18 protein-coding genes and 1 pseudogene are annotated in these 21,169 nt (G+C 69.4%); 9 read left to right on the top strand and 10 right to left on the bottom strand.

Features of this window, described 5'->3' with window-relative positions:
• Window positions 1–40 precede the first annotated feature (40 nt).
• The 5 genes from LWW96_RS15725 to LWW96_RS15705 form a co-directional block, all read right to left on the bottom strand.
• Window positions 41–568, bottom strand: coding sequence for a CinA family protein (locus LWW96_RS15725; protein ID WP_291488608.1), 528 nt, complete (start codon window positions 566–568; stop codon window positions 41–43).
• Window positions 568–1,077 carry a phosphatidylglycerophosphatase A gene (locus tag LWW96_RS15720; RefSeq protein WP_291488606.1) on the bottom strand — a complete coding sequence of 170 codons (510 nt, stop codon included), beginning with the start codon at window positions 1,075–1,077 and terminating at the stop codon, window positions 568–570. Before LWW96_RS15720 ends, LWW96_RS15725 begins: the two co-directional genes overlap by 1 nt.
• A gap of 114 nt (window positions 1,078–1,191) precedes the next feature.
• A complete protein-coding gene (locus tag LWW96_RS15715; protein WP_291488604.1) occupies window positions 1,192–1,662 on the bottom strand; it encodes a universal stress protein in 471 nt (156 codons plus the stop codon).
• A 55-nt stretch (window positions 1,663–1,717) separates the two neighbouring features.
• Window positions 1,718–3,319, bottom strand: a complete 1,602-nt coding sequence (locus LWW96_RS15710; protein ID WP_291488635.1) for a DUF4139 domain-containing protein — start codon at window positions 3,317–3,319, stop codon at window positions 1,718–1,720.
• A gap of 191 nt (window positions 3,320–3,510) precedes the next feature.
• On the bottom strand, window positions 3,511–4,398 hold the full coding sequence (locus LWW96_RS15705; RefSeq protein WP_291488602.1) for a LysR family transcriptional regulator: 888 nt from the start codon (window positions 4,396–4,398) through the stop codon (window positions 3,511–3,513).
• Window positions 4,399–4,528: 130 nt separating this feature from the next.
• Here LWW96_RS15705 and LWW96_RS15700 point away from each other — a divergent pair, with 130 nt between their 5' ends.
• On the top strand, window positions 4,529–5,560 hold the full coding sequence (locus LWW96_RS15700; protein WP_291488600.1) for an NAD-dependent epimerase/dehydratase family protein: 1,032 nt from the start codon (window positions 4,529–4,531) through the stop codon (window positions 5,558–5,560).
• Window positions 5,561–5,900: 340 nt separating this feature from the next.
• Window positions 5,901–6,947: pseudogene (locus LWW96_RS15695) on the top strand (IS110 family transposase).
• Window positions 6,948–7,228: 281 nt separating this feature from the next.
• Here the strand turns inward: LWW96_RS15695 and LWW96_RS15690 are convergent.
• Window positions 7,229–9,310, bottom strand: a complete 2,082-nt coding sequence (locus LWW96_RS15690) for a molybdopterin oxidoreductase family protein (RefSeq protein WP_291488599.1) — start codon at window positions 9,308–9,310, stop codon at window positions 7,229–7,231.
• Between the two features lie 128 nt (window positions 9,311–9,438).
• Here LWW96_RS15690 and LWW96_RS15685 point away from each other — a divergent pair, with 128 nt between their 5' ends.
• A complete protein-coding gene (locus tag LWW96_RS15685; RefSeq protein WP_291488598.1) occupies window positions 9,439–10,587 on the top strand; it encodes an ABC transporter substrate-binding protein in 1,149 nt (382 codons plus the stop codon).
• A gap of 77 nt (window positions 10,588–10,664) precedes the next feature.
• On the opposite strand, the gene argE is transcribed toward LWW96_RS15685, so the two are convergent.
• Window positions 10,665–11,837: an acetylornithine deacetylase gene (gene argE, locus LWW96_RS15680; protein WP_291488597.1), complete on the bottom strand. Its 1,173-nt coding sequence runs from the start codon at window positions 11,835–11,837 to the stop codon at window positions 10,665–10,667.
• Between the two features lie 77 nt (window positions 11,838–11,914).
• On the opposite strand from argE, the gene LWW96_RS15675 reads away from it, so the two are divergent.
• From LWW96_RS15675 to LWW96_RS15660, 4 genes are all read left to right on the top strand, one after another.
• Entirely contained in the window at window positions 11,915–13,126 is a 1,212-nt protein-coding gene (locus LWW96_RS15675) for a M20 aminoacylase family protein (protein WP_291488596.1), read from the top strand.
• A 98-nt stretch (window positions 13,127–13,224) separates the two neighbouring features.
• On the top strand, window positions 13,225–14,322 hold the full coding sequence (locus tag LWW96_RS15670) for a M14 family metallopeptidase (RefSeq protein WP_291488595.1): 1,098 nt from the start codon (window positions 13,225–13,227) through the stop codon (window positions 14,320–14,322).
• A 178-nt stretch (window positions 14,323–14,500) separates the two neighbouring features.
• Window positions 14,501–15,496 (top strand): helix-turn-helix transcriptional regulator, encoded by a 996-nt coding sequence (locus tag LWW96_RS15665; RefSeq protein ID WP_291488593.1) that lies wholly within the window; start codon window positions 14,501–14,503, stop codon window positions 15,494–15,496.
• 131 nt (window positions 15,497–15,627) lie between these two features.
• Window positions 15,628–17,265, top strand: a complete 1,638-nt coding sequence (locus LWW96_RS15660; RefSeq protein WP_291488591.1) for a tannase/feruloyl esterase family alpha/beta hydrolase — start codon at window positions 15,628–15,630, stop codon at window positions 17,263–17,265.
• Between the two features lie 70 nt (window positions 17,266–17,335).
• On the opposite strand, the gene LWW96_RS15655 is transcribed toward LWW96_RS15660, so the two are convergent.
• Window positions 17,336–17,803: a nuclear transport factor 2 family protein gene (locus LWW96_RS15655; protein ID WP_291488589.1), complete on the bottom strand. Its 468-nt coding sequence runs from the start codon at window positions 17,801–17,803 to the stop codon at window positions 17,336–17,338.
• Between the two features lie 89 nt (window positions 17,804–17,892).
• On the opposite strand from LWW96_RS15655, the gene LWW96_RS15650 reads away from it, so the two are divergent.
• Window positions 17,893–18,501, top strand: coding sequence for a TetR/AcrR family transcriptional regulator (locus LWW96_RS15650; RefSeq protein WP_291488587.1), 609 nt, complete (start codon window positions 17,893–17,895; stop codon window positions 18,499–18,501).
• A gap of 27 nt (window positions 18,502–18,528) precedes the next feature.
• Here LWW96_RS15650 and LWW96_RS15645 read toward each other — a convergent pair whose 3' ends face one another.
• Together LWW96_RS15645 and LWW96_RS15640 are read right to left on the bottom strand one after the other, a co-directional pair.
• The gene (locus LWW96_RS15645; protein WP_291488585.1) at window positions 18,529–19,113 is read right to left on the bottom strand and encodes a DUF922 domain-containing protein; all 585 of its coding nucleotides are present in this window, start codon (window positions 19,111–19,113) and stop codon (window positions 18,529–18,531) included.
• Window positions 19,114–19,118: 5 nt separating this feature from the next.
• Window positions 19,119–20,729 (bottom strand): wax ester/triacylglycerol synthase family O-acyltransferase, encoded by a 1,611-nt coding sequence (locus LWW96_RS15640; protein WP_291488583.1) that lies wholly within the window; start codon window positions 20,727–20,729, stop codon window positions 19,119–19,121.
• A 151-nt stretch (window positions 20,730–20,880) separates the two neighbouring features.
• On the opposite strand from LWW96_RS15640, the gene LWW96_RS15635 reads away from it, so the two are divergent.
• Entirely contained in the window at window positions 20,881–21,135 is a 255-nt protein-coding gene (locus LWW96_RS15635; RefSeq protein WP_291488581.1) for an acyl-CoA-binding protein, read from the top strand.
• Window positions 21,136–21,169 lie beyond the last annotated feature (34 nt).

The following is a 21,169-nucleotide window of genomic DNA, read 5'->3' as shown; positions in this document are numbered from 1 at the left end:
CCAGGGAGCCAGAGGGCCGGGGGCGGTGGCCGGGTGCGGCTCAGGCCGGCAGCCAGCCCAGCAGCCGCTGCAGCGCGTAGCGCACCGTGGCCGCGCGGATGGCGGCGCGGTCGCCGGCGAAGTGCTGCACCTCGCTGTGGGTGGCGCCGCCCACGCACCAGGCAAACCACACGGTCCCCACGGGCTTGGCCTCGCTGCCCCCCGTGGGGCCGGCCACGCCCGTCACGGCCAGGCTCACCTGGGCCTGCGAGCGGGCCAGGGCGCCATCGGCCATGGCGCGGGCCACGGCTTCGCTCACGGCGCCTTCCTGCTCGATGAGTGCGGCAGGCACGCCCAGCATCTGGGTCTTGGCGGCGTTGGAATAGGTGACGAAGCCGCGCTCGAACCACTCGCTGGAGCCCGGCAGGTCGGTGCAGGCGGCGGCGATCATGCCGCCCGTGCAGCTTTCGGCGGTGGCCAGCATGCGGCGCTGCTGCAGCAGCCGCAGGGAGATTTGGGTCAAATTGGCCTCTAGCGCTTGTGCATCAAGCGCGGACAGCTCACTTTTTGATAGTGGAACGGTTGCCATCAAAAAAACCTCCACAGCGCGATGACCAGCAAGGTGCAGAAGGCTGCCACAAAGTCGTCCCACAAGATACCCCAGCCGCCGCGCCAACCAAAGCCCTTGAAGAGGCCGTCGGCCCAGCCCACCGGGCCGGGCTTGGCCGCGTCAAAGAAGCGAAACAGCGCGAAGGCCACCCCCTGGCCCCAGAAGCCCATGGGCATGGCCAGCCACAGCACCGCCCAGAAGGCCACCACCTCGTCCCACACCACGGCACCGGGGTCGGCCACGCCCAGGTGGCGCGCGGTGGTGGTGCAGGCCCACCACCCCACCAGGGTGCTGGCGGCGATCACCGCGCCCATCTGCAGGGGGGACAGCCACTGGTGCAGCACCAGGTAGCTGAGCCAGGCCCACAGCGTGCCCACCGTGCCCGGCGCCTTGGGCGCCAGGCCGGCGCCGAACCCCAGCGCGATGAAATGGGCCGGGTGGGCGAGCAGGAAGCGCACGCTGGGGCGCAGGGCGGGAGAGGCGGACATGGCAGCGGAAGCAGAGGGAATCGGGGCGGTAGCGTGCGCGGAAGAAAAAGCAACCGAAAGGGCCGTGCAGACGGGCAGCGCTGCGGGAGCGGGGGCGTGCGTGGGCCAGGGGCGTCAGGCCTGCCCGCCCTGCGGGGCCTGCTGGCGCACCAGCAGCACCGGCACCGGCGCGGTGCGCGCGATCTGCTCGGCGTCACTGCCCATCAGCACGCGCGCCAGGCCGCGGCGGCCGTGCGTGCCCAGCACGATCAGGTCCGCGCCCCAGCTGCGGGCGTGGTCCACCACCAGCTCGGCCACCCGCGCATCCAGGTTTTCGAGCAGCACGGTGTCCACCGGCACGCCGCGGCGCGCCACCTGGGTGCGGGCGGCGTCCAGCAGGGCTTCGCCGGCGCGGCGCAGCCGGGGCAGCACCTCCTGCTGGTAGACCTGCGGCTGTTCAAAGCCGCTGATGTGGGCGATCGGGTCCATCACGTTCAGCAGCCGGATGCGCCCGCCCGTGGCCTGCGCGAGGTCGGCGGCCTGCGCAACGGCCTGGTCGGCGGTGGGGCTGCCGTCGACGGCGACAAGGATGTGTTGGTAGCTCATGGCAGTGAACGTGGTGGTGGAAAGAGAGGAAAGAGGGCGGTGTGGCGCGGCGCCGTCACTGGCGTTCCCGCAGCGCGATGTCCTTGGGGTAGCGCAGGGTGTGCTCGGCCGTGAACTGCGCCGTGGCGCCCGCCGCCAGGGGCTGCTGCCAGGCCACCATGCCGGGCGTGCGGTTCCAGGCCGTGTCGGTCGGCTCGGGCTGGTAGCGGGATTCGACCTCAATCTTCTCATGGCGCGACACCGGGGCGGCGTGCAGCACCTGCAGCGTGATGGCGCTCTTGTGGTGGTTTTCCACGCTGTAGGTCCGGCGCGTCTTGCGCTCGGTGCGCGCGCCGGTGAATCCGGCGCTGCCGGTGAGATCCTGCGGCGCCTCGGCGCGCACGGTCACCAGCTCGTCCCGCCCGAACGACAGGCTGGTGCTGCCCTGCGGCGCCCCGGCGCTGGGCGTGCCAAAGTCCACGCGCCCGTTGCCGACAAAGGCCCCGTCGCGGTACAGACCCGCCGGCCCGGCAGGCCACACCCCGGGCGGCTGCGCCAGGTAGGCCACCAGATACGCCGCCTCTTCCACCGCGGGTGCTGCGCGCGTGAGCAGCGTGGCGGGGGCCGTGAGGCTGCCCAGGGCCAGCGTCACGCGCTGGCCGCTGGAGGGCACCGTGATGCGCTGCGGCACGGCAAACTCCGTGGCAAAACCCTTGTCGAAGGTGCTCACGTCAAAGGTGGGCAGGGGCTCGTCGGCCGCATTGCGCGCCCGCGCCAGCGGGGCGGGCGCCGGCACCGCCTCCAGTGCCATGGCGGGCGCGGCCGGCATGGCCTGCGGCACGGGGGCTTCCACGTCCAGCGTCCAGGGGCGGGGCAGCCGGCCCTGCGTGGCGCGGCCCGGCTGGCCGGTGGACAGGGTCAGCTGCACCTGGCTCCAGTCTTCGCCGCTGTTCTGGGCCACCAGCGCCTGGCGCTCGATCAGCACCGTGGACTTGGCGGCGTCCAGCGTGGCGCGGTAGGTGGGCTGCCACCCGGGGCCGCGCACCTGGTAGGACAGGCGCAGCTCGGCCTCGCGCTCGGTGGCGAGGTTGATGGTGACCGACACCACCCGCGCCCGCTGGCTAGCCACGCGGTCGCGCTCGGCCACCAGGGGCTTCAGGGCCAGCTCCAGCGCCTGCTGCTTGCGCTGCAGCTGGTGGGTGCGGGCGAAGGCGTCCTGCCCCGACTTGCGCAGCACCTCGGCCGTGGCGGTGATCTGCGCGGCCCCCGGCGCCGGCGCGTTGCGGGCCGGGGCGGCGTCGTCCGGCACATGGCTGCCGGCCACGCTGCGCAGGTAGCTGTCCACCAGCTGCAGGGCGGAGACCTCGGCCTTCACGCCGGCAATCTGGTCCTCCAGCTCGCGGATGCGGCCGTCCAGCGGGCTGGCGCAGGCGCTCACCACGTCGCGGTCTTCCGTCAGCACGTTGAATTCGCCCACCCGCACGGCCGGGTCCGCGTTGATCTGCAGGCTTTGCGCGTCCAGCGAGGCCGGCAGGCAGGCCAGGGTAAGGCTGCGCGCCCCCGCCGGCACCCGGGCCACCCGCTCCACGGTGGCGCTGCCGGGGTACACGGTGACGCGGGCAATGCGCGAGCTGTCCTGGGCCAGCACCGGCACGGCGGCATTGCACAGTACGGCCAGGCCGGCAAGGACCAGGGGCCGCAGCGGGGCGCCCGGGAGCAGGCGCGGCAGGGGGGATGACAGAAGGGTCACGGGGCTTCCTTGGGCGCGGCGGACACAGCGTGGAAAAGGGTGGAAAGATGCAACCGGCATGCTAGCAGCCGCCGGGCCGCACGCCGGCGTGGGTGGGGCGATGGCACGAGGGCGGGGTTTCACAGCCCCTGCGGCACCTCCTGCGCCAGAAAATCGTACACCGCCCGGATCCTGCGGCTGGTGCGGATTTCGCGGTGCACGGTCAGCCAGATGGGCAGCTCCGGCAGGGGCAGCTGGGGCAGCACGGGCACCACGCCGGGGTCGGTGCGGGCCACGTAGTCGGCCACGAAACCAATGCCCAGCCCGGCGCGCACGCCTTCCCAGTAGGCCATGAGGTCGTCGGTGCGGAACGCAAAGTGCTGGCGCTCGACGGCCGTGCCCAGGGCCGTGAAGCCGCGCAGGATGTCCTCATTGCGGTCCGCGCCCACCAGCTCGTGCTGCAGCAGGTCCGACGGCTGCCGGGGCGTGCCCTTGCGGCGCAGGTAGTCGCGGTGGGCGTAGGCGCCCAGCGTCACGGTGCCGATGCGCCGGGCCACCAGGCTGGCCTGGTCGGGCCGCACCATGCGCAGGGCAATGTCGGCCTCGCGGCGCAGCAGGTTGGTGACCTCGTTGCTGGCCACCAGCTCCACCTGCACGTCGGGCAGCGCCTGCCGCATGCGCGCGAGCACGGGTGGCAGCAGCACGCAGGCCACCGGCTGGCTGGCCGTGATGCGCACCGTGCCCGCCACGCCCGCCTCGGCGCCCGACACGCTGCGCGCCAGCTGGTGCGCCCCGGCCTCCATGGTCCGGGCGGACTCGGCCAGCTGCAGGGCTGTGGGCGTGGGCTGCAGGCCCCGCCCGGTGCGTTCGAACAGCACCACGCCCAGCTGGGTTTCCAGCTCCGCGATATGGCGGCCCACGGTGGGCTGGCTGGTGCGCAGCACGCGCGCCGCCCCCAGCAGGCTGCCTTGGTCCAGCGCGGCCAAAAACGATTGCACCAGGCTCCAGTTGAAAGGGGAAGAGGTCATGCGCACGGAGCTGCGTTATATGAATATGAATACCTGGTATGGGAAGTTAGGCAATTGTGTGGCCGCCGGGAGGTTTCCACAATGGCGCCTGTGCTGCCGCGTGCAGTCCCTCATTTCTGGAGAAACCACCATGCCTTCCACCCCGCTCCCGCACGACAACGCCCAGACCGTGCTGATCCTCGGCGCGCGCGGCCGCCTCGGGCTGGCCGCCGCGCGCGCCTTTGCGCAGGCCGGGTGGCAGGTGCTGGCCCAGGTGCGGCCGGGCGCGCGCAGCCAGGCCCTGCCGGCCATTGCCGGCGTGTGGTGGCTGCCGGCCGCGGTGCACGACACCGCGGCCCTGGCCGCGCAGGCGCGGGGCGCCACCGTGGTGGTGCACGCGCTCAACCCGGCCTACACGCACAAGGCCTGGCGCGCGCAGGCGCCCGGCCTCATGGACGCGGCGATCGCCGTGGCCCGGGAGCTGCACGCCACGCTGATGCTGCCGGGCAATGTCTATAACTTCGGCGAGGCCATGCCGCCCGTGCTGCGGGAGGACACCCCCCAGGCCGCCACCGGGTTCATGGGCCGCATGCGCGTCACGCTGGAGCAGCGCCTGGCCGAGGCAACCCGCGACGGGCGCATGCGCGCGGTGGTGCTGCGCGCGGGCGATTTTTTTGGCAGCGGCACCGGCAGCTGGCTCGACCTGGCCATCGCCAAGGACCTGCCGCGCGGCCGCGTCACCTGGCCCGGGCCGCTGGATGTCGCCACGCCCTGGGCCTACCTGCCGGACCTGGCGCGTGCCTTCGTGCGGGTGACGCAGGAGCGGGACCGTCTGGCGCCCTTTGAATGCCTGCACTTTGCCGGCCACACCGTCTCGGCGCAGCAGTGGCTGCACAGCTTCGCCGCCATCGCTGCCGAGCAGGGCTGGCTGCCGGCGTCGGGGGCGCTGCGCGTGGGCCGCATGCCCTGGCCGCTGCTGCGCCTGGCGGGGTGGGTCGTGCCCACCCTGGGGGCTCTCGCGGCGATGCGCTACCTGTGGCGCACCCCGCACCGGCTGGACAACACCCGCCTGTGCGCCTTGCTGGGCGAGGAGCCGCGCACCCCGTTCGATCAGGCGGTGCGCCAGGCGTTGGCCGATCTGGGCCTGCTGGCGGGGCCAGCGCCCCGCGCGGCCGTGGCATGAACGCCGATGAGCGCCGCGCCCCAGGGCCCCGGGGCAATCCGGCGCGCTAGGGATGCTCTGCACGAATCGAGCGGAAAGTGTGCACTGCGGATCGGGATGGGCTGCAAGGCGTAAAACGCAGCAATAGCCGTAGCTATTGCGAGGATTTGCAACGCAGCAGACCGCCCGAGTCCGCAGATGCCCACGGCGCGGGGATTCGTGCAGATGGCATGGACGTCTCCACCTAAACCGCCGTTGATGGCGCAGGCCCCAGACCACGTTGCAAGGTGGGGCCTCGCGGTAACGGCATCAAAGTGCCAAAGTGGAAGTTCGTCGCAACCACTGAACCGGAGGCCCCACCATGCAATCTACCGCAACGCTGCCAGTCATCGGAATGGATATTGCCAAGAACGTGTTCCAGCTGCACGTCACGCACGCAGAGACCGGCGAGGTCACACGACACAAACTCAGGCGTGACCGGGTGACCACATTCTTTGCCAACCGTCAGAAGTCGCTCGTTGCACTGGAGGCCTGTGGCGGTGCACACCATTGGGCCAGAACGCTGCAGGCATTGGGGCATGAAGTGAAGCTGCTGCCTGCCAGACATGTCCGTCCCTTTGTCCTGCGCGACAAGACCGATGCCCGTGATGCCCAGGCCATCTGGGTGGCGGCCTAGCAACCTCACATCAAGGCCGTTCCGGTCAAGAACGAGCAGCAGCAAGCCTGTCTGACCCTGCACCGCATGCGTGCTCAGCTCATGAAGGTGCGCATCATGCAAACCAACGCGTTGCGCGGCTTGCTCTACGAGTTCGGTATCGTTCTGCCCGAGGGGCATCGTGTGTTGCTCAAGCACATTCACGACGAACTGGCCAAAGCCCAGGAACAGGCGAGGCTTCCCGAGGTGGTGGTTGTCAGCGTTCAGGATCAACTGCGTCGCATTGACGGCCTGCAGGCCGATATCGACCAGTTGGACAAACGCCTGGCTTCGATGGTCCAGCAGAACCAGCACATGCAGGCACTGCAAGCCATCCCCGGCATCGGTGCGTTGACCGCGACAGCCTTGGTGTCCACAGCGACCGACCTGTCCAGCTTCGATTCAGGCAGGCAGTTTGCCGCCTGGCTGGGTCTGACGCCCCGACAGACTGGCACTGGCGGGAAGACCCGGCAGTTGGGGATCTCCAAACGCGGCGACCCCTATGTGAGGACCCTGCTGATGCACGGCGCTCGCGCCGTCATTGCCAGAAGTCAGCGAAGCGGCTGGATCGAGCGGCTGTTACTGCGCCGCCCCTACAGCGTGGTGGTCGCAGCACTGGCCAACAAACTGGCCCGAACAGCTTGGGCGGTCCTGGTCAAAGGCAAGGCCTTCGACCCGGTGAGATGGAATCCGGTTGACCGCGCTGCAGCCTAGGACCCAACGATGGTCTGAACACACCAAGCGCCAGACACCGTTTGAAGGAGAGCACACAAGAAGCTTGTGTGATGGGTCAACAGGTCAAACCGGGGTGGGGTTAATCCGATAGGGATCAAGGGCATCAAAGCCCGATATGCAGACAGGATCCTCACCCGCGAATGCCATCAGGGCCAGCAGGACGAAAACCCTGCACCGACAGGCCGTATGTAAGACTGCAAACCCTTCAGACCTTCACGCCACCGAAGCTTGCTCTTCTGGAGACGTCCATGTAAGCATCCCTAGGCGCCCGCGTGCGCCTGCACCTCGACCAGGCAGTCGTAGAACGTGGGGGCGCGGCCCAGGTCGGTGAGGGCCTGGCTGGTTAGCTCGTTCACGTTGGTGCCGTTCAGCCCGAACTTGCGCCACCAGATTCCCAGGCCGTTGACCACGCCGGGCCGCGCGCGGCGCGAGACCACCGCGTGGCACAGGTAGCTGCCCCGGTCGTTGAACACGCGCACCACGGCGTCGTTGCCAATGCCGCGGGCCTCGGCGTCGTCGGGGTGGATCTCCAGCACCGGGCGGCCTTCGAGGGTGCGCAGGCTTTGCACGTTCACGAAGGTGGAGTTCAAGAAGTTGCGCGCGGGCGGCGAGATCATGGCCAGCGGGTAGCGGGCGTCCGTGCCCTGCAGTTCGTGGTTGGGCAGGTGGTCGGGCAGGCCGTCCAGCCCCTGCGCGGCCAGGCGGGCGCTGTAGAACTCGCATTTGCCGCTGGGGCTGGGGAAGTTGCCGTCGGCAAAGGGCGCATCGGGCAGCGCCAGCGTGGCAAAGCCCTGGCTTTCTAGCAAAGCGTAATCGACCGCGTCGCCAAACGCCTGGCGGCACAGGGCCTCGTCGCTGTCGGCAAAGCAGGGCTCGGTGAAGCCCATGCGCGCGGCCAGGTCGCGGAAGATCTGTGCGTTGCTGCGCGCCTCGCCGAGCGGCGCAATCGCCGGGCGGTTGAGCAGCACGTCGGTGTGGCCGTAGGAGAGGTGCACGTCCCAGTGCTCCAGCTGCGTGGTGGCGGGCAGGAGGTAGTCGGCGTAGTCGGCCGTATCGGTGCGAAAGTGCTCCAGCACCACGGTGAACAAATCCTCCCGCGCAAAGCCTTGCACCACCTTGCCGGACTCGGGCGCTACCGCCATGGGGTTGCTGTTGTAGACCACGATGGCCTCCACCTGGGGGCCAAACGCTGGCGAGGCCTCGCGCAGCAGGTCGTTGCCAATGGTGGACATGTTGAGGGTGCGGGGCGTCTTGCCGCCGGGCATCAGGTCCGGCCGCTGCAGCACACCCCGCTGCGCAGGGAACTGGCCTGAGCTGGACAGCAGCACCCCGCCCGCACGGTGGCGCCAGGCGCCCGTCAGCGCCGGCAGGCAGGCCACGGCGCGCACCGCATTGCCGCCGCCGCGCACGCGCTGCATGCCGTAGTTCAGGCGAATGGCGGCGGGCTTCGTGGTGCCGTAGTCCTTGGCGAGCTGGCGAATCTGCTCCGCGGGAATGCCGCACACCTCGGCCGCGCGCTCGGGCGGCCACTGCAGGGCGCGTTCGCGCAAGGGCTCCCAGCCCAGCGTGTGGCGGGCGATGTAGTCGTGGTCCAGCCAGTCGTTCACGATCAGCTCGTGCATCAGCGCCAGGGCCAGTGCGGCATCGGTGCCGGGCCGCAGGGCAATGTGCTCATGGCACTTGTCGGCCGTCTCGCTCTTGCGCGGGTCGATGCACACCAGCTTCGCGCCATTGCGCTTGGCCTGCTGGGCATAGCGCCAGAAGTGCAGGTTGCTGCCGATGGAGTTGCTGCCCCAGATGAGGATGAGCTGCGATTCGGCAAAGAACTCCACCTTCATGCCCACCTTGCCGCCCAGCGTCTGCGTGAGCGCCTCGGCGCCCGCCGACGCACAGATGGTGCGGTCCAGCTGCGAGGCGCCCAGCTGGTGGAAGAAGCGGCGGTCCATGCTCTCGCCCTGCACCATGCCCATGGTGCCGGCGTAGCTGTAGGGCAGGATGGCCTCGGGGGCGCGGGCCGCAATCGCCTGCAGGCGCTGCGCAATGTCGGCCAGCGCTTCGTCCCAGCCCACGGGGGTGAACTGGCCGCTGCCCTTGGGGCCGGTGCGCTTGAGCGGGGTCAGCACCCGCTCCGGGTGGTACGTGCGCTCGGTGTACTTGCTCACCTTGGCGCACAGCGCGCCGTCGGTGTGGCGGTGGTCGGGGTTGCCCTGCACCCGCGTCGCTACCCCGTGCTCGTCCACCGTGGTAAGCAGGGCGCAGGTGTCCGGGCAGTCGTGGGGGCAGGCGCCGCGCACCGGTGTCGGGGCGGCTTGCAGGGCTATTGCGGGGCTGGATGTGGGCATCTTTGTGTCTTGATCGTAAACTGCCGTCGGGGTTGGAACGGGCGTTCATAGGTGGGCACCGTCCGGGATGCCTGCCTATCCGGCAGGGCGGAGGGATGCCCTCGATTCACAAGAGCAGGGATTTCACCATGAACCAAGCGGGTTGGGGACGCAGGCAGTTTTCCGTGGGCCTGGGCGCGGCAGCGCTGGCAGGGGCCGGGCTGGTGCGCGCGCAGGGCGAGGGGCGCATCGTGCTGGGCCAGTCGGCGCCGTTCACCGGCCCCGCCGCGCAGCTGGGGGTGCAGTTTCATCAGGGGGCCCAGCTGTTTTTTGAGCAGTTGAACGCCCAGGGCGGGGTGGGCCGGCGCACGGTGGAAATCCGCACGCTGGACGATGGCTATGAGCCCGACCGCTGCGCCGAGAACACCCGCAAGCTGATTGCGGACGACGTTTTTGCGCTGTTCGGCTACATCGGCACGCCCACCAGCATGGCGGCGCTGCCTCTGTTCACCAAGGACAAGGTGCCCTTCTTCGGGCCGTTCACGGGGGCCGAGTCGCTGCGCCAGCCCTTCAACCGGCTGATCTTTCACGTGCGCGCTTCGTACTACGACGAGACGGCGCTCATCGTGCGCCAGCTCACCAACCTGGGCCTGCGCAAAATCGCGGTGTTCCACCAGAACGATGCCTACGGCAAGGCCGGGCTGGACGGGGTGATGCGCGCGCTGGCCGAACTCAAGCTGGCCCCCGTGGCCACGGCCACGGTGGAGCGCAATTCCACCGACGTGAAGGCCGCCGTGGAAAAGCTGGCGCCCGCGGCGCCCGACGCGGTCATCCAGATCACGGCCTACGCCTCGGCCGCGGCCTTCGTGCGGGCGGCGCGCAAGGCGGGCTATGGCGGCACCTTCTACAACGTGTCGTTCGTGGGCACGCAGGCCCTGGCCGACGCGCTGGGCAAGGACGGCGCGGGCGTGGTGGTCTCGCAGGTGGTGCCCTCGCCCTACCAGCCGTCACGGCCCATCACGCGGGAATTCCTGGAGGCCATCAAGAAGGGCGGCGACAAGGTGCAGCCCAACTACTCCAGCATGGAGGGCTACTTGGCGGCACGCATCTTTGCGGAGGGGCTGCGGCAGGCGCAGGCCAGCGGCAAGATCACGCGCGAGAGCTTCATTACCGGCACCGAGGCCCTGGGCAGCCAGGTCATTGCGGGCTTTCCGGTGTCGTTCAGCGCCACCAGCCACGCGGCATCGAAATTCGTGGAAATGTCCATGCTGACCGGCGACGGGCGCGTCAAGACTTGAGGCCTCGCTGAGGCGCTGCGCGCCCGTTGCGGGCTTCGTGTTTTTTGTGCTGCCGTCGCCGTCCTAGCGGCGGCCTCTCAGTCGATGGATGCGGTGCGCGCCAGCCCTTGCATGAACGCCTCGCAGCGCGCAAGCTGCTCCAGGCTCACGTATTCGTCGGGCTGGTGCGCCTGGCGGATGCTGCCGGGCCCGCACACCACGGTGGGGATGCCGGCGTTCTTGAACAGGCCCGCTTCGGTGCCGAAGGCCACCAGCGTGGTGCCTTTTTCGCCCGAGAGCTTCTGGGCCAGGCGCGTCACCGGGTCGTCCTGGCGGCCCAGGAAGCTGGGGATCTCGCAGATGGTCTCGAAGTCGAAGCCCGCTGCGGGCGCCACCTTCTTCATCGCGGGTTCCAGCGATCGCGCGTAGGCCACCACCTCGGCCTGCATCTGCGCGGCGTTGGCCGTGGGCAGGTCGCGGAATTCGTAGCGGAACTCGGCATCGCGCGGCACCACGTTGTCGGCGATGCCGCCGTGGAACTGGCCCACGCTGGTGGTGGAGAACGGCACGTCAAAGCCCTCGAACCGCGGCTCTTCGCGCTCGAAGCCTTCCCCCATGTCCCGCAGGCGGCCCACCACGCGCGCCGCCATCTCAATGGCGTTGACCGAGTGCGGCGTGAGCGAGGAGTGCGCTTCCTTGCCGCGCACGCAGCACTTGTAGCGGTACACACCCTTGTGCGCGATGGCGGGCACCATGCTGGTGGGCTCGCCCACGATGCAGGCCAGCGGCTGGATGCCGGCATCGCGCAGGTCGGCAATCAGCTCCCGCACGCCAAAGCAGCCGATCTCCTCCTCGTAGCTGAAGGCGTAGTGGACGGCGAAGGGGGCGTTGCTGTTCAGGAACTGCTCGGCCTGCGACACGGCGATGCCGATGAAGGCCTTCATGTCCGCGCTGCCCCGCCCGTAAAGGCTGGGGCCCTCCGGGCCGTCCTTCACCAGGGCGCTCAGCGGGTCCAGGGTCCAGTCCTGGCCGTCCCAGGGCACGGTGTCGGTGTGGCCCGAGAGGATGACGCCCGCGGGCTTGCCCTCGCCCAGCGTGGCGAACAGGTTGGCCTTGGTCTTGCTTTCGTTGAAGGTGAGGCGGCTCTTCACACCAAGCTTCGCGAGATGGTCGCGGAGGAAGTGGATCAGCTCCAAATTCGAGTTCTGGCTGACGGTGTTCATGCGCACCAGGGTTTGCGCAAGTTCAAGGGCGTGCGGGGAAAGCGTCATGTTGCGGTGCAAATAAACCCGGGGTGGCGCAATGCACGGCCGGCGGGCTAGACTGTGAGATCGTAAGGATGCATATCATGAACGTTATCGATTCCATCGTCACGCAAGCCGCAGGTATCGCTGCGGTGCGCCGGGACATTCACGCCCACCCCGAGCTGTGCTTTGAAGAGGTGCGCACGGCCGACGTGGTGGCGCAAAAGCTCACCGAGTGGGGCATCCCCATCCACCGGGGCCTGGGCAAGACCGGCGTGGTGGGCATCGTGAAGGGGCGGGACGGTGGCGCCAATGGCCGGGCGATCGGCCTGCGCGCCGACATGGACGCCTTGCCCATGCAGGAGTTCAACACCTTCGCCCACGCCAGCCAGCACCCGGGCAAGATGCACGCCTGCGGCCACGACGGCCATGTGGCCATGCTGCTGGGGGCGGCGCAGCACTTTGCCAAGCACCGCGATTTCGACGGCACCGTGTACCTCATCTTCCAGCCGGCCGAAGAAGGCGGCGGCGGCGCCCGCGTGATGATCGAGGACGGCCTGTTCGAGCAGTTCCCCATGGAAGCCGTGTACGGCATGCACAACTGGCCCGGCATGCCGGTGGGCACCTTTGCCGTGAGCCCCGGCCCGGTGATGGCCTCCACCAGCGAATTCAAGATCACCCTGCGCGGCAAGGGCGGCCATGCCGCGCTGCCGCACACGGGCATCGACCCGGTGCCGATCGCCTGCGGCATGGTGCAGGCCTTCCAGACCATCATCAGCCGCAACAAGAAGCCCGTGGACGCCGGCGTGATTTCGGTCACCATGATCCATGCGGGCGAGGCCTCCAATGTGGTGCCCGACAGCGTCGAGCTGCAGGGCACGGTGCGCACCTTCACCACCGAGGTGACGGACCTCATTGAAAAGCGCATGCGCCAGATCGCCGAGCACCACTGCGCCGCGCACGATGCCACCTGCGAATTCGAGTTCGTGCGCAACTACCCGCCCACCGTGAACTCGCCGGCCGAGGCCGAGTTTGCGCGCAGGGTGATGGCCGGCATCGTGGGAGAAGACAAGGTGCTGGTGCAGGAGCCCACCATGGGCGCCGAAGACTTTGCCTACATGCTGCAGGCCAAGCCCGGGGCGTACTGCTTCATCGCCAACGGCGACGGCACCCACCGCGAGATGGGCCACGGCGGCGGCCCCTGCATGCTGCACAACCCGAGCTACGACTTCAACGACGACCTGATCCCGCTGGGGGCCACCTACTGGGTCCAGCTGGCCCAGGCGTGGCTGGCCCAGCCGGCCCGCAAGGCGTAAGCCGCCGCCGCCCCGGGGCGCCAAAGGGCACGCCTGACGGTGTCCGTGCCCCGGTCTGCCCTGCTTCCTCCGCAACCCGCCCGAAGAAAGCCCTGCCCATGACCGGTATCGCCGAAGCCTTTTCGCCCACCTACGCCCGCGCACGCGCCCAGTTCCTGGAGGCCGCGGCAACAGCGGGGTTGCCGATCGAGACGCACCTGCACCCGCTCAAGGGGCGCGACGGCGAAGACCTGGCCATGGACGTGGTCCTGGACGGGCCGCCGCAGGCCGACCGGCTGCTGATCGTGAGCAGCGCCTGCCATGGCGTCGAGGGCTACTGCGGCAGTGGCGTGCAGGTCTATGCGCTGCGCGATGCCGAGTGGCGCGCCAAGGCCCGGGGGGCGGGTGTCGCCACGCTGTACATCCATGCGCTCAATCCCTACGGGTTCTCGCACCTGCGGCGCTTCACCCACGAAAACGTGGACCTGAACCGCAATTTCCAGGACTTCTCGCGCCCGCTGCCGGTGAACGAGGCGTACCGCGAGGTGCACCCGCTGCTGCTGCCGCCGCACTGGCCGCCGGGCCCCGAGAACGCCGCGGCCGTGCAGGAGTACATCGCCACCCGGGGCGAGGCCGCATGGCAGGCCGCCATTTCGCGCGGGCAGCACGAGTTTCCGGACGGGCTGTTCTTTGGCGGCACCGAGCCCACCTGGAGCAACCGCACCCTGCGCCAGGTGCTGCGCCGCCATGGCGCGATCGCGTCGCGCATCGCCTGGATCGACCTGCACACGGGCCTCGGCCCCAGCGGCCATGGCGAGCGCATCTACGCCGGCCGCGATGACGATGCGGCCGTGGCCCGCACCCGCCGCTGGTGGGGCGGCAACGGCGCCACGCCCGTCACGTCGATCTACGACGGCACGTCCACCTCGGCCTTTCTCACCGGGCTGATGTGGGGCGCCATCTATGACGAGTGCCCCCACGCCGAATACACCGGCATCGCCATGGAGTACGGCACCGTGCCCGTGCTGGAGGTGATGGACGCGATCCGCGCAGAGCAGTGGCTGAACCTGCACCCCGAAGCCCCTGCCGAACAGGCCGCCCGGATCAAGGCGCAGATGCTGGCCGCCTTCTACACCGACACGCCGCAGTGGAAGGGCCAGATCATCAGCCAGGCGCGCCAGGCCTTGTTCCAGGCCGTGGATGGCCTGGCCGGGTGAGCGGGGCCGCCCCTGCGCTCCGACCGGGAGACGCTTCCGGTTTTTTAAGGAAATGTGCCTCCAACGCTTGTGCCGCAAGCGCAAGAAGCTATTAATTTGATAGCTTTTGCGGGGCAGCTGGCGCCGTGCCGGCGGCAGCTGCGGCCGCTACCATGTCCGGAAAAAATCTGGAGACACCATGGTCGTTGCCGAAGCCGATGGCTTGCGCAGCCTGCGCACCTTCAGCCGCAGCCTGTTGCGGCTGCAGGAACTTGCCCAGCAGGCCCCGCCGCAGGAACTGCTGCAGCAGGCTTTGCAGACCTTGCGCGGGCTGGTGCCGTTCGACGCGGCCTGGTGGGGCGAAGTGTCCGCGGGCGGCGTGGAAGGCGGCCCCCGCAACTGGCTGCACGGCAGCATCGGCCTGAGCCGGACCTTCGCCCAGGAGTGGAACGAGCTCGCCGCGGTGGACGCTTTTGCGCAGCTGTCGATGCACCGGCTGGGTGGTGTGGTCCGCGAGCGCGACATGCCGCCGGAGGTGCCCGAGCACCCGCAGGTGGCGGCGTTCAGCCAGCGCCACGGCCTGCACCACTGCATGGCCCTCACGGCCGAGCTGCCGCACAGCGGGCTGATGTTCTTCGTCTCGGTGTACCGGCCGCAGCAGCGTCCCGAGTTCACGGAGGCAGAGACGGTGCTGTTTGGCGAGTTTGTCGCCCACCTGCTGCAGCACTGGCATCTGCTGCTGCAACGCCTGCACAGCGGCACGCCCGGGCGTCCGTGGGACAGCTTTGCGCTGGCCGAGCCGTCCGGCGAGCTGCTGTTTGCCGGCCTGCGCATCAGCCGGGCGTTGGGCGAGGCCTACCCCGGCTGGAGCGGCACGCGCCTGCCGCCCGCGCTGGTGCAGGCGCTGCCCGGTGCCCCGTGCAACCTGGCCGTCGGCAGCAAGCCCTGCCGGCTGCGGCTGGAGCCCTGCGGTCCGCTGGTGGCCATCCGCATGGCCTCGCGCCACGCCAAGTCCCCGCTGGCGCCGCGCGAGCTGAGCGCGGCCATGCTGTACGCGCACGGGCGCTCGCACAAGGACATCGCAGGCGCCCTGGGCCTCACGCCCGCCACCGTGCGCACCTACCTGCGCACGGCCTACGCGGTGCTGGGGGTGCGCAACAAGCTGGAACTGGTCGCCGCGCTGCGCGCCGTGTAGCCGCGCCGGCTCGGTAGTTTCCCGGGCCCTCTGCATTTGCAGAGGCTGCAATCGCGCGCCCTTTTCCTATCGTCCGCCCCGGAGCCCGCGAGCCCGGGCTCCTGAAAAAACCATACCAGGAGACTTTTGCAATGTTCCCGAACCCTTCCCGCGCCGCCGTGGCGCAACGCCCTGGCAACCCACCGTCCCCGCGTGGCGGATACCGGCGCACCGGCACCCTGAGCCTGCTGGCCGCGCTGGCGCTGGCGGCCTGTGGCGGCGGTGGCGACGCCAGTCCCCCGCTGGCCAGCAAGCCCCTGGCCGAAGCCTGCGCGGCCTACACCTCCACCGCCCTGCCGCACGGCGCCAAGGTCACGGCCACTGAGCTGCGCAAGGCCGAGGGCACGTTGCCCGACGTGTGCATCGTGCGCGGGCAGATCGTGTCCTCGCCCGAGTCCACTATCCATTGGGCCGTGGAGCTGCCCACGCTGGCGCAGTGGAACGGCAAGACGCTGACCATCGGCGGCGGCGGCTTTGACGGCTTCATCCCCACCGACGACCCGTGGTACCAGCAGCTGGTGGGCCCGTCCGCCAATCCGTTCGTGAAGATCAGCTCCGACTCCGGCCACCAGATCCGCGGCTTTGCCTGGGGCAAGAGCGACGTGGCGCTGCGCAACCATGCGTTCGATGCCAACCATTTCGTGCTGGAGGTGGGCACGGCCATCGCCACCGAGTTCTACGGCAAGCGCCCCACGCGGCGCTACCACATGGGCCATTCCAACGGCGGTCGGTCCGGCCTCATTTCCACGCAGAAGTACCCCAAGGACTACGACGGCGTGGTGGCCATGGAGCCCGCCATCGCCCAGCAGGCGCACCAGGTCAACCTGGGGCCCACGGTGCTGCGCCACATCTTCAAGAGCCGCGACAACTGGATGAGCCCCGCCAAGATCGCGCTGTATGCCAAGGCCGAAACCGCAGCGTGCGACGAGCTCGACGGCTTGAAGGACGGCATCATCGGCAACATCGAGGCCTGCCACTACGTGCCCACCGAGCTGCTGTGCCAGGGCGCCGACAACGACAGCTGCCTCACGGCCGGCCAGATCGAATCCATCCGCCTTATCTACAGCGACCACCAGACCCCCGTGACCCTGTCGCGCGGCGCCGTGGGCTACCCGCGCTACGGCCGGGGCGGCGCGTCTACCTCGGACTGGCAGTCGTACATGTTCGGCACCAGCTTCGACGCGCCCGATTCCTTCAACCACATGGCCGTGACGGAAGCCGCGCGCCTGGTGGAGGGCAACCCCAACGCCAACATCCTCACCCACGACCCCACCCTGTACCAGGCCCAGTACAGCCGCTTGGCCGAGATGATCGACGGCACCGACCCGGACATTGCTGCCTTTGCCGACCACGGCGGCAAGCTGCTGATCTGGTACGGCCTGGGCGACACCTGCGTGTCGCTGTACCGGACGGCGGAATACTTCGACATGGTGAAGCAGCGCCTGGGCGCCAGCAAGGTGCAGACCTTTGCGCGCATGGTCACCTCGCCTTCCAACGGGCATGACCTGGACGGCGCGGGCACCGAGCCGCGCTCCATCGACCTGCTGGCCGCCATGGACGCCTGGGTGGAAAAGGGCGCTGCACCCGACAAGCTGGTGGCCACCCGGTTCGCACCGGGCACCACCACACCCTTGGCCCAGCGCCCGGTGTGCGAGTACCCGAAGTTCCCCCGCTACAACGGCACGGGCGACCCGGCCAAGGCCGAGAGCTTTACCTGTTCTGCGACCTGAGCGCGGCGGGCAGAGCGAGGGCACGCCCCCCGGGCGCTTCCCTTTGGCCGCTGCATGCGGCCAAAGGGTTTCACAGCCCCAGGTCGCTCAGCCCCGGATGGTCGTCCGGCCGGCGCCCCAGGGGCCAGAAGAACAGCCGGTCGGCGGCCTGGATGGGGCGGTCGTTGATGCTGGCGTGGCGCACGGCCATCAGGCCGTCGTCGTTGAACTCCCAGTTCTCGTTGCCGTAGCTGCGGTACCACTGGCCTGCGTCGTCATGCCATTCGTAGGCAAACCGCACGGCGATGCGGTGGCCGCTGAACGCCCACAGCTCCTTGATGAGGCGGTAGTCCAGCTCGCGCGCCCACTTGCGCTCCAGCAGCTGCCGGGCAGCCTCGCGGCCCACGGGGAACTCGGCGCGGTTGCGCCAGCGTGTGTCCTCGGTGTAGGCCAGGGCCACGCGGGCAGGGTCGCGCGAGTTCCAGCCGTCTTCGGCCAGGCGCACCTTCTGTACGGCAGTGTGTTGGGTAAAGGGGGGCAAGGGCGGTCGTGTTTTCATGGGAACCTCGAAGGTGAAGGGTAGATGTAGACAGGTCTGTCTACTCGCCATCATAAAGCCATGTAGACAGACTTGTCTACAATGGGCGAATGACCTTTGATCCTCTCCCCCCCGGCTGGCAGGACCTGCCCCCCCGGGACCGCCTGCTGCACACGGCGCACGCGCTGTTCTACCGGGATGGCATCCGCGCCACGGGCATCGACCGCGTGATCGCGGAGTCCGGCGTGACCAAGGTAACCTTCTACCGGCATTTCCCGAGCAAGAACGACCTGATCTGTGCGTATCTGGAGTACCGGCACACGGGCTGGATGGCCTGGTTTGCCGGCGCGCTGCAGCGCCATGCGCACGCGCTGCCCGCAGGCGCGGACCGCTCGCGGGCCTTGGCGCCCGCCCTGGCGGAATGGTTGGGCAGCGAGCACTTTCGGGGTTGCGCCTTCATCAACAGCGTGAGCGAGCTGGGAGACACCGTGCCCGAGGTGCTGGAGATCGCGCGGCGCCACAAGCGCGACATGACGGCGTTGCTGGCGGGCTTGCTGCCAGCGTCGGCGCGAAGTGCGCAAGATGCGCAGGCGCTCACCCTGGTGGTGGAGGGCGCCATCGTGCGTGTGCAGATGGGCGAGCCCGTGGCTGAGGTGGTGGCCGCGGTGTCCCGTCTGACGGATGGGCTGGCGGCAAAGCCTCCACAGCGCACGCGCTAAGACCGCTTCCGGCCTCCGCCTGCGTCATCAGTCCAGCCGCGCGCCTTGGGTGGCGCCGTGGCGGGTGCGCTGGTCATATTGCTTCTCGCGTGCCCCATGGTCCTGCAGCAGCCGGCGCCCCAGGGCGTTCGCCTCGCGCTCCAGCGTGGCGCAGTCGGGTGCCGCAGGCATCTGGCGGATGCCCTGGTCAATGGCCTGCGCGGCATCGCGGCCGATCCGCACATGGCCTTGTTCGTGGTCGGACAGGGCCCGCAGGTACCGGTCAAAAGCCGCTTGTTGCTCGGGGCTCGCGGCCCGCAGTTCCGGCAGTTGCACCTCGGTGTGCAGCCGGGTGGTGACCTCGGTGATCGCGCAGCGGCCGGAGGCTTCGCGCCACCAGCGGAAGGTCCAGCGCACGTTCCAGCGGGTATAGCCGTGAAAGCGCTGCCCACCCACCGCAATGGGGGTGGCGGCATGCAAGGCCGCGCGCAGGCTCTCACCGGGCTGGGCATGCACCACGTAGGGCCGCTGGGTGTTTTCTTCCTCCACCGCCGCGTGTGCGCCGCAGGGGCCCAGCAGCAAAACGATCAACCCCACCCGGCCTGCCCAGGCCCGGAGCGGCAGAGGGGCCACGCCAGTCATTCGCCCCAGGGCAGCATTAGCGTGAGCAGCGACAGTTGCGCGAACTCCGGCGCAAACGCGTCGATGATCTGCTGCGGCTCGGGGCACAGCGTGGTGTCGGTGATCACGCCGAACTGCACGCCGCCGCCATAGCTCAGGATGGACACCCCCAGGCCGATGTCGCCCGACTGCGGCACCCAGAACATGCATTGCGTGACGCGCGCGCCGCACAGCGTGAGCGCCTCCTTGGGGCCGGGCACGTTGGTCATCACGGCCGTGGTCTTGCGGCCGAACAGGTTCAGCAGCGCGTCCTGCGCGGGCTTGATCATCAGCCCCGCCGCCGCCAGCATGGCGAACGCCAGCAGGGGCTGGGTGCTGCCCTTGAGGGCATTCATGCGCTGGCGCACCGCGTACACCCGCTCGATGGGGTTGGCCACGCCGATGGGCAGCACCAGCGGCACCAGCCCGAAGCGGTTGCCCAGCTTCCAGGCTTCTTCCACGGGGCGCAGGTTGACCGGAATCATCGCGCGGATCTCCTGGCCCGTGGGGTCGTCGCCCTGGCTGCGCAGGTAGCCGCCGATGGCCCCCGCCACGCAGGACAGCAGCACATCGTTGACCGAGCAGTTCAGCGCCCGGCCAATGGCCTTGACCTCGTCCAGCGGAATGGGCGGGCACCAGGCCACGCGCTTGGCGCGGCCGGGCCGGCCCTTCAGGCGGGTGGTGGAGTCGTCGGGCATCAGCGCCAGCGCCGCCGCGTCGCTGACCAGCTGGTAGGCCACGCGCGCCATGTCCGCCGTGCCCGACAGGCCGTGGTGCACGGCCTTTTCCGGGGCGGCCAGCATCTTGAACGAGCGCGCTGCGCCATCTCCGGCCAGGTCGAGCGCCTTCACCGTCAGGCCGGTGAAGGGCTTGATCAGGGCATCGGCAATCCAGTCCTCGGCCGTTGCGGCGAGCTTGCCGGCGCGGGGCCTGCGCTTGGGGGGCTCGGCGCCCCCGTCGACCAGGGACAGGGTGACCGAGATCAGCGCGATGCCGTCGGCAATGCAGTGGTGGATGCGCACGATGAGCGCGCTGCCCGGCTGCCCGTCCTCACCCACGAAGTCCTCCACCAGGTGCATCTGCCACAGCGGGCGGCGCGGGTCCAGCGGCTGCATGGCCAGCTCGCCCACCCGGTCCTGCAGCGCGCGCTGCATGCTGCAGCCCTTGTGGTGGGGCAGGGTTTCGCGCAGCACATGGGCGCTCAGGTCGAAGTGGCGGTCGTCCACCCAGGTGGCGCCGGCCGCGTCTTCCAGTACGCGCTGGCGAAAGCGCGGGTACTGCAGCAGCCGCTGCTCCACCCGCTCGCACAGGGCGGCCCAGGTGATGCCCGGCGCCAGGGTCCACACCCCGTTGATCATCATGAGGTTGCTGTCCGAGTCCATGCGCAGCCAGGCCGTGTCGACCTTGCTCATGCGCTCGCCCGACAGGCCGAGCATGCCGGTGGCGGCGCGCCGCACGTTCTTTTTCACGGCGGTGGCGGCTTTGCGGGCGCCGGGCGGCAGGCCCGGGGTGCGCGGTGGGCGGGCCGCGGCGGCGGTCGCATGGGTGCCGTGGGCGCCTTGGGAAGCGGCTGGGATGCGGGTCACCATCGGATCTACACCTGTTGTGGTTGTTTTTTTGGGGGCTTGCCTCTATGGACGGCGCCGCTGAGAGCGGTGCGCAGCCCGTAAGATACAACGCAGCAAACGCTTGCCGACACCGTTCTTTCCCTCCCCCATCCGAACCCAAGGAGCAACCGACATGGCCGACCTGAACGCCACTTTCGAAGCCGCTGTGGCCCATTCCAAGAACCTCAGCGAGCGCCCCGACAACGCCACGCTGCTCAAGATCTACGCCCTGTACAAGCAGGCCACCGTGGGCGACAACACCGAGAAGAAGCCCAGCTTCTCCGACATGGTGGGCCGCGCCAAGTGGGACGCATGGGAAAAGCTCAAGGGCACCGAAGCCGACGCGGCCAAGCAGCAGTACGTGGACCTGATCACCTCGCTGAGCTGATACCGCGGTTCTCTCCCAAGAAAAAGGCGACCGA

The organism is Acidovorax sp. (assembly GCF_021287135.1).
Classification (GTDB): domain Bacteria; phylum Pseudomonadota; class Gammaproteobacteria; order Burkholderiales; family Burkholderiaceae_C; genus Acidovorax.
Note: the sequence above shows the minus strand (reverse complement) of the source record. Positions and strands in the feature narration are given on the sequence as shown.

Bases quoted from the DNA above. Each gene is read 5' to 3' on its own strand.
- LWW96_RS15725 (WP_291488608.1), bottom strand. From the start codon at position 568: ATGGCAACCGTTCCACTATCAAAAAGTGAGCTGTCCGCGCTTGATGCA.
- LWW96_RS15720 (WP_291488606.1), bottom strand. From the start codon at position 1,077: ATGTCCGCCTCTCCCGCCCTGCGCCCCAGCGTGCGCTTCCTGCTCGCC.
- LWW96_RS15715 (WP_291488604.1), bottom strand. From the start codon at position 1,662: ATGAGCTACCAACACATCCTTGTCGCCGTCGACGGCAGCCCCACCGCC.
- LWW96_RS15705 (WP_291488602.1), bottom strand. From the start codon at position 4,398: ATGACCTCTTCCCCTTTCAACTGGAGCCTGGTGCAATCGTTTTTGGCC.
- LWW96_RS15700 (WP_291488600.1), top strand. From the start codon at position 4,529: ATGCCTTCCACCCCGCTCCCGCACGACAACGCCCAGACCGTGCTGATC.
- LWW96_RS15690 (WP_291488599.1), bottom strand. From the start codon at position 9,310: ATGCCCACATCCAGCCCCGCAATAGCCCTGCAAGCCGCCCCGACACCG.
- LWW96_RS15685 (WP_291488598.1), top strand. From the start codon at position 9,439: ATGAACCAAGCGGGTTGGGGACGCAGGCAGTTTTCCGTGGGCCTGGGC.
- argE (WP_291488597.1), bottom strand. From the start codon at position 11,837: ATGACGCTTTCCCCGCACGCCCTTGAACTTGCGCAAACCCTGGTGCGC.
- LWW96_RS15675 (WP_291488596.1), top strand. From the start codon at position 11,915: ATGAACGTTATCGATTCCATCGTCACGCAAGCCGCAGGTATCGCTGCG.
- LWW96_RS15670 (WP_291488595.1), top strand. From the start codon at position 13,225: ATGACCGGTATCGCCGAAGCCTTTTCGCCCACCTACGCCCGCGCACGC.
- LWW96_RS15665 (WP_291488593.1), top strand. From the start codon at position 14,501: ATGGTCGTTGCCGAAGCCGATGGCTTGCGCAGCCTGCGCACCTTCAGC.
- LWW96_RS15660 (WP_291488591.1), top strand. From the start codon at position 15,628: ATGTTCCCGAACCCTTCCCGCGCCGCCGTGGCGCAACGCCCTGGCAAC.
- LWW96_RS15655 (WP_291488589.1), bottom strand. From the start codon at position 17,803: ATGAAAACACGACCGCCCTTGCCCCCCTTTACCCAACACACTGCCGTA.
- LWW96_RS15650 (WP_291488587.1), top strand. From the start codon at position 17,893: ATGACCTTTGATCCTCTCCCCCCCGGCTGGCAGGACCTGCCCCCCCGG.
- LWW96_RS15640 (WP_291488583.1), bottom strand. From the start codon at position 20,729: ATGGTGACCCGCATCCCAGCCGCTTCCCAAGGCGCCCACGGCACCCAT.
- LWW96_RS15635 (WP_291488581.1), top strand. From the start codon at position 20,881: ATGGCCGACCTGAACGCCACTTTCGAAGCCGCTGTGGCCCATTCCAAG.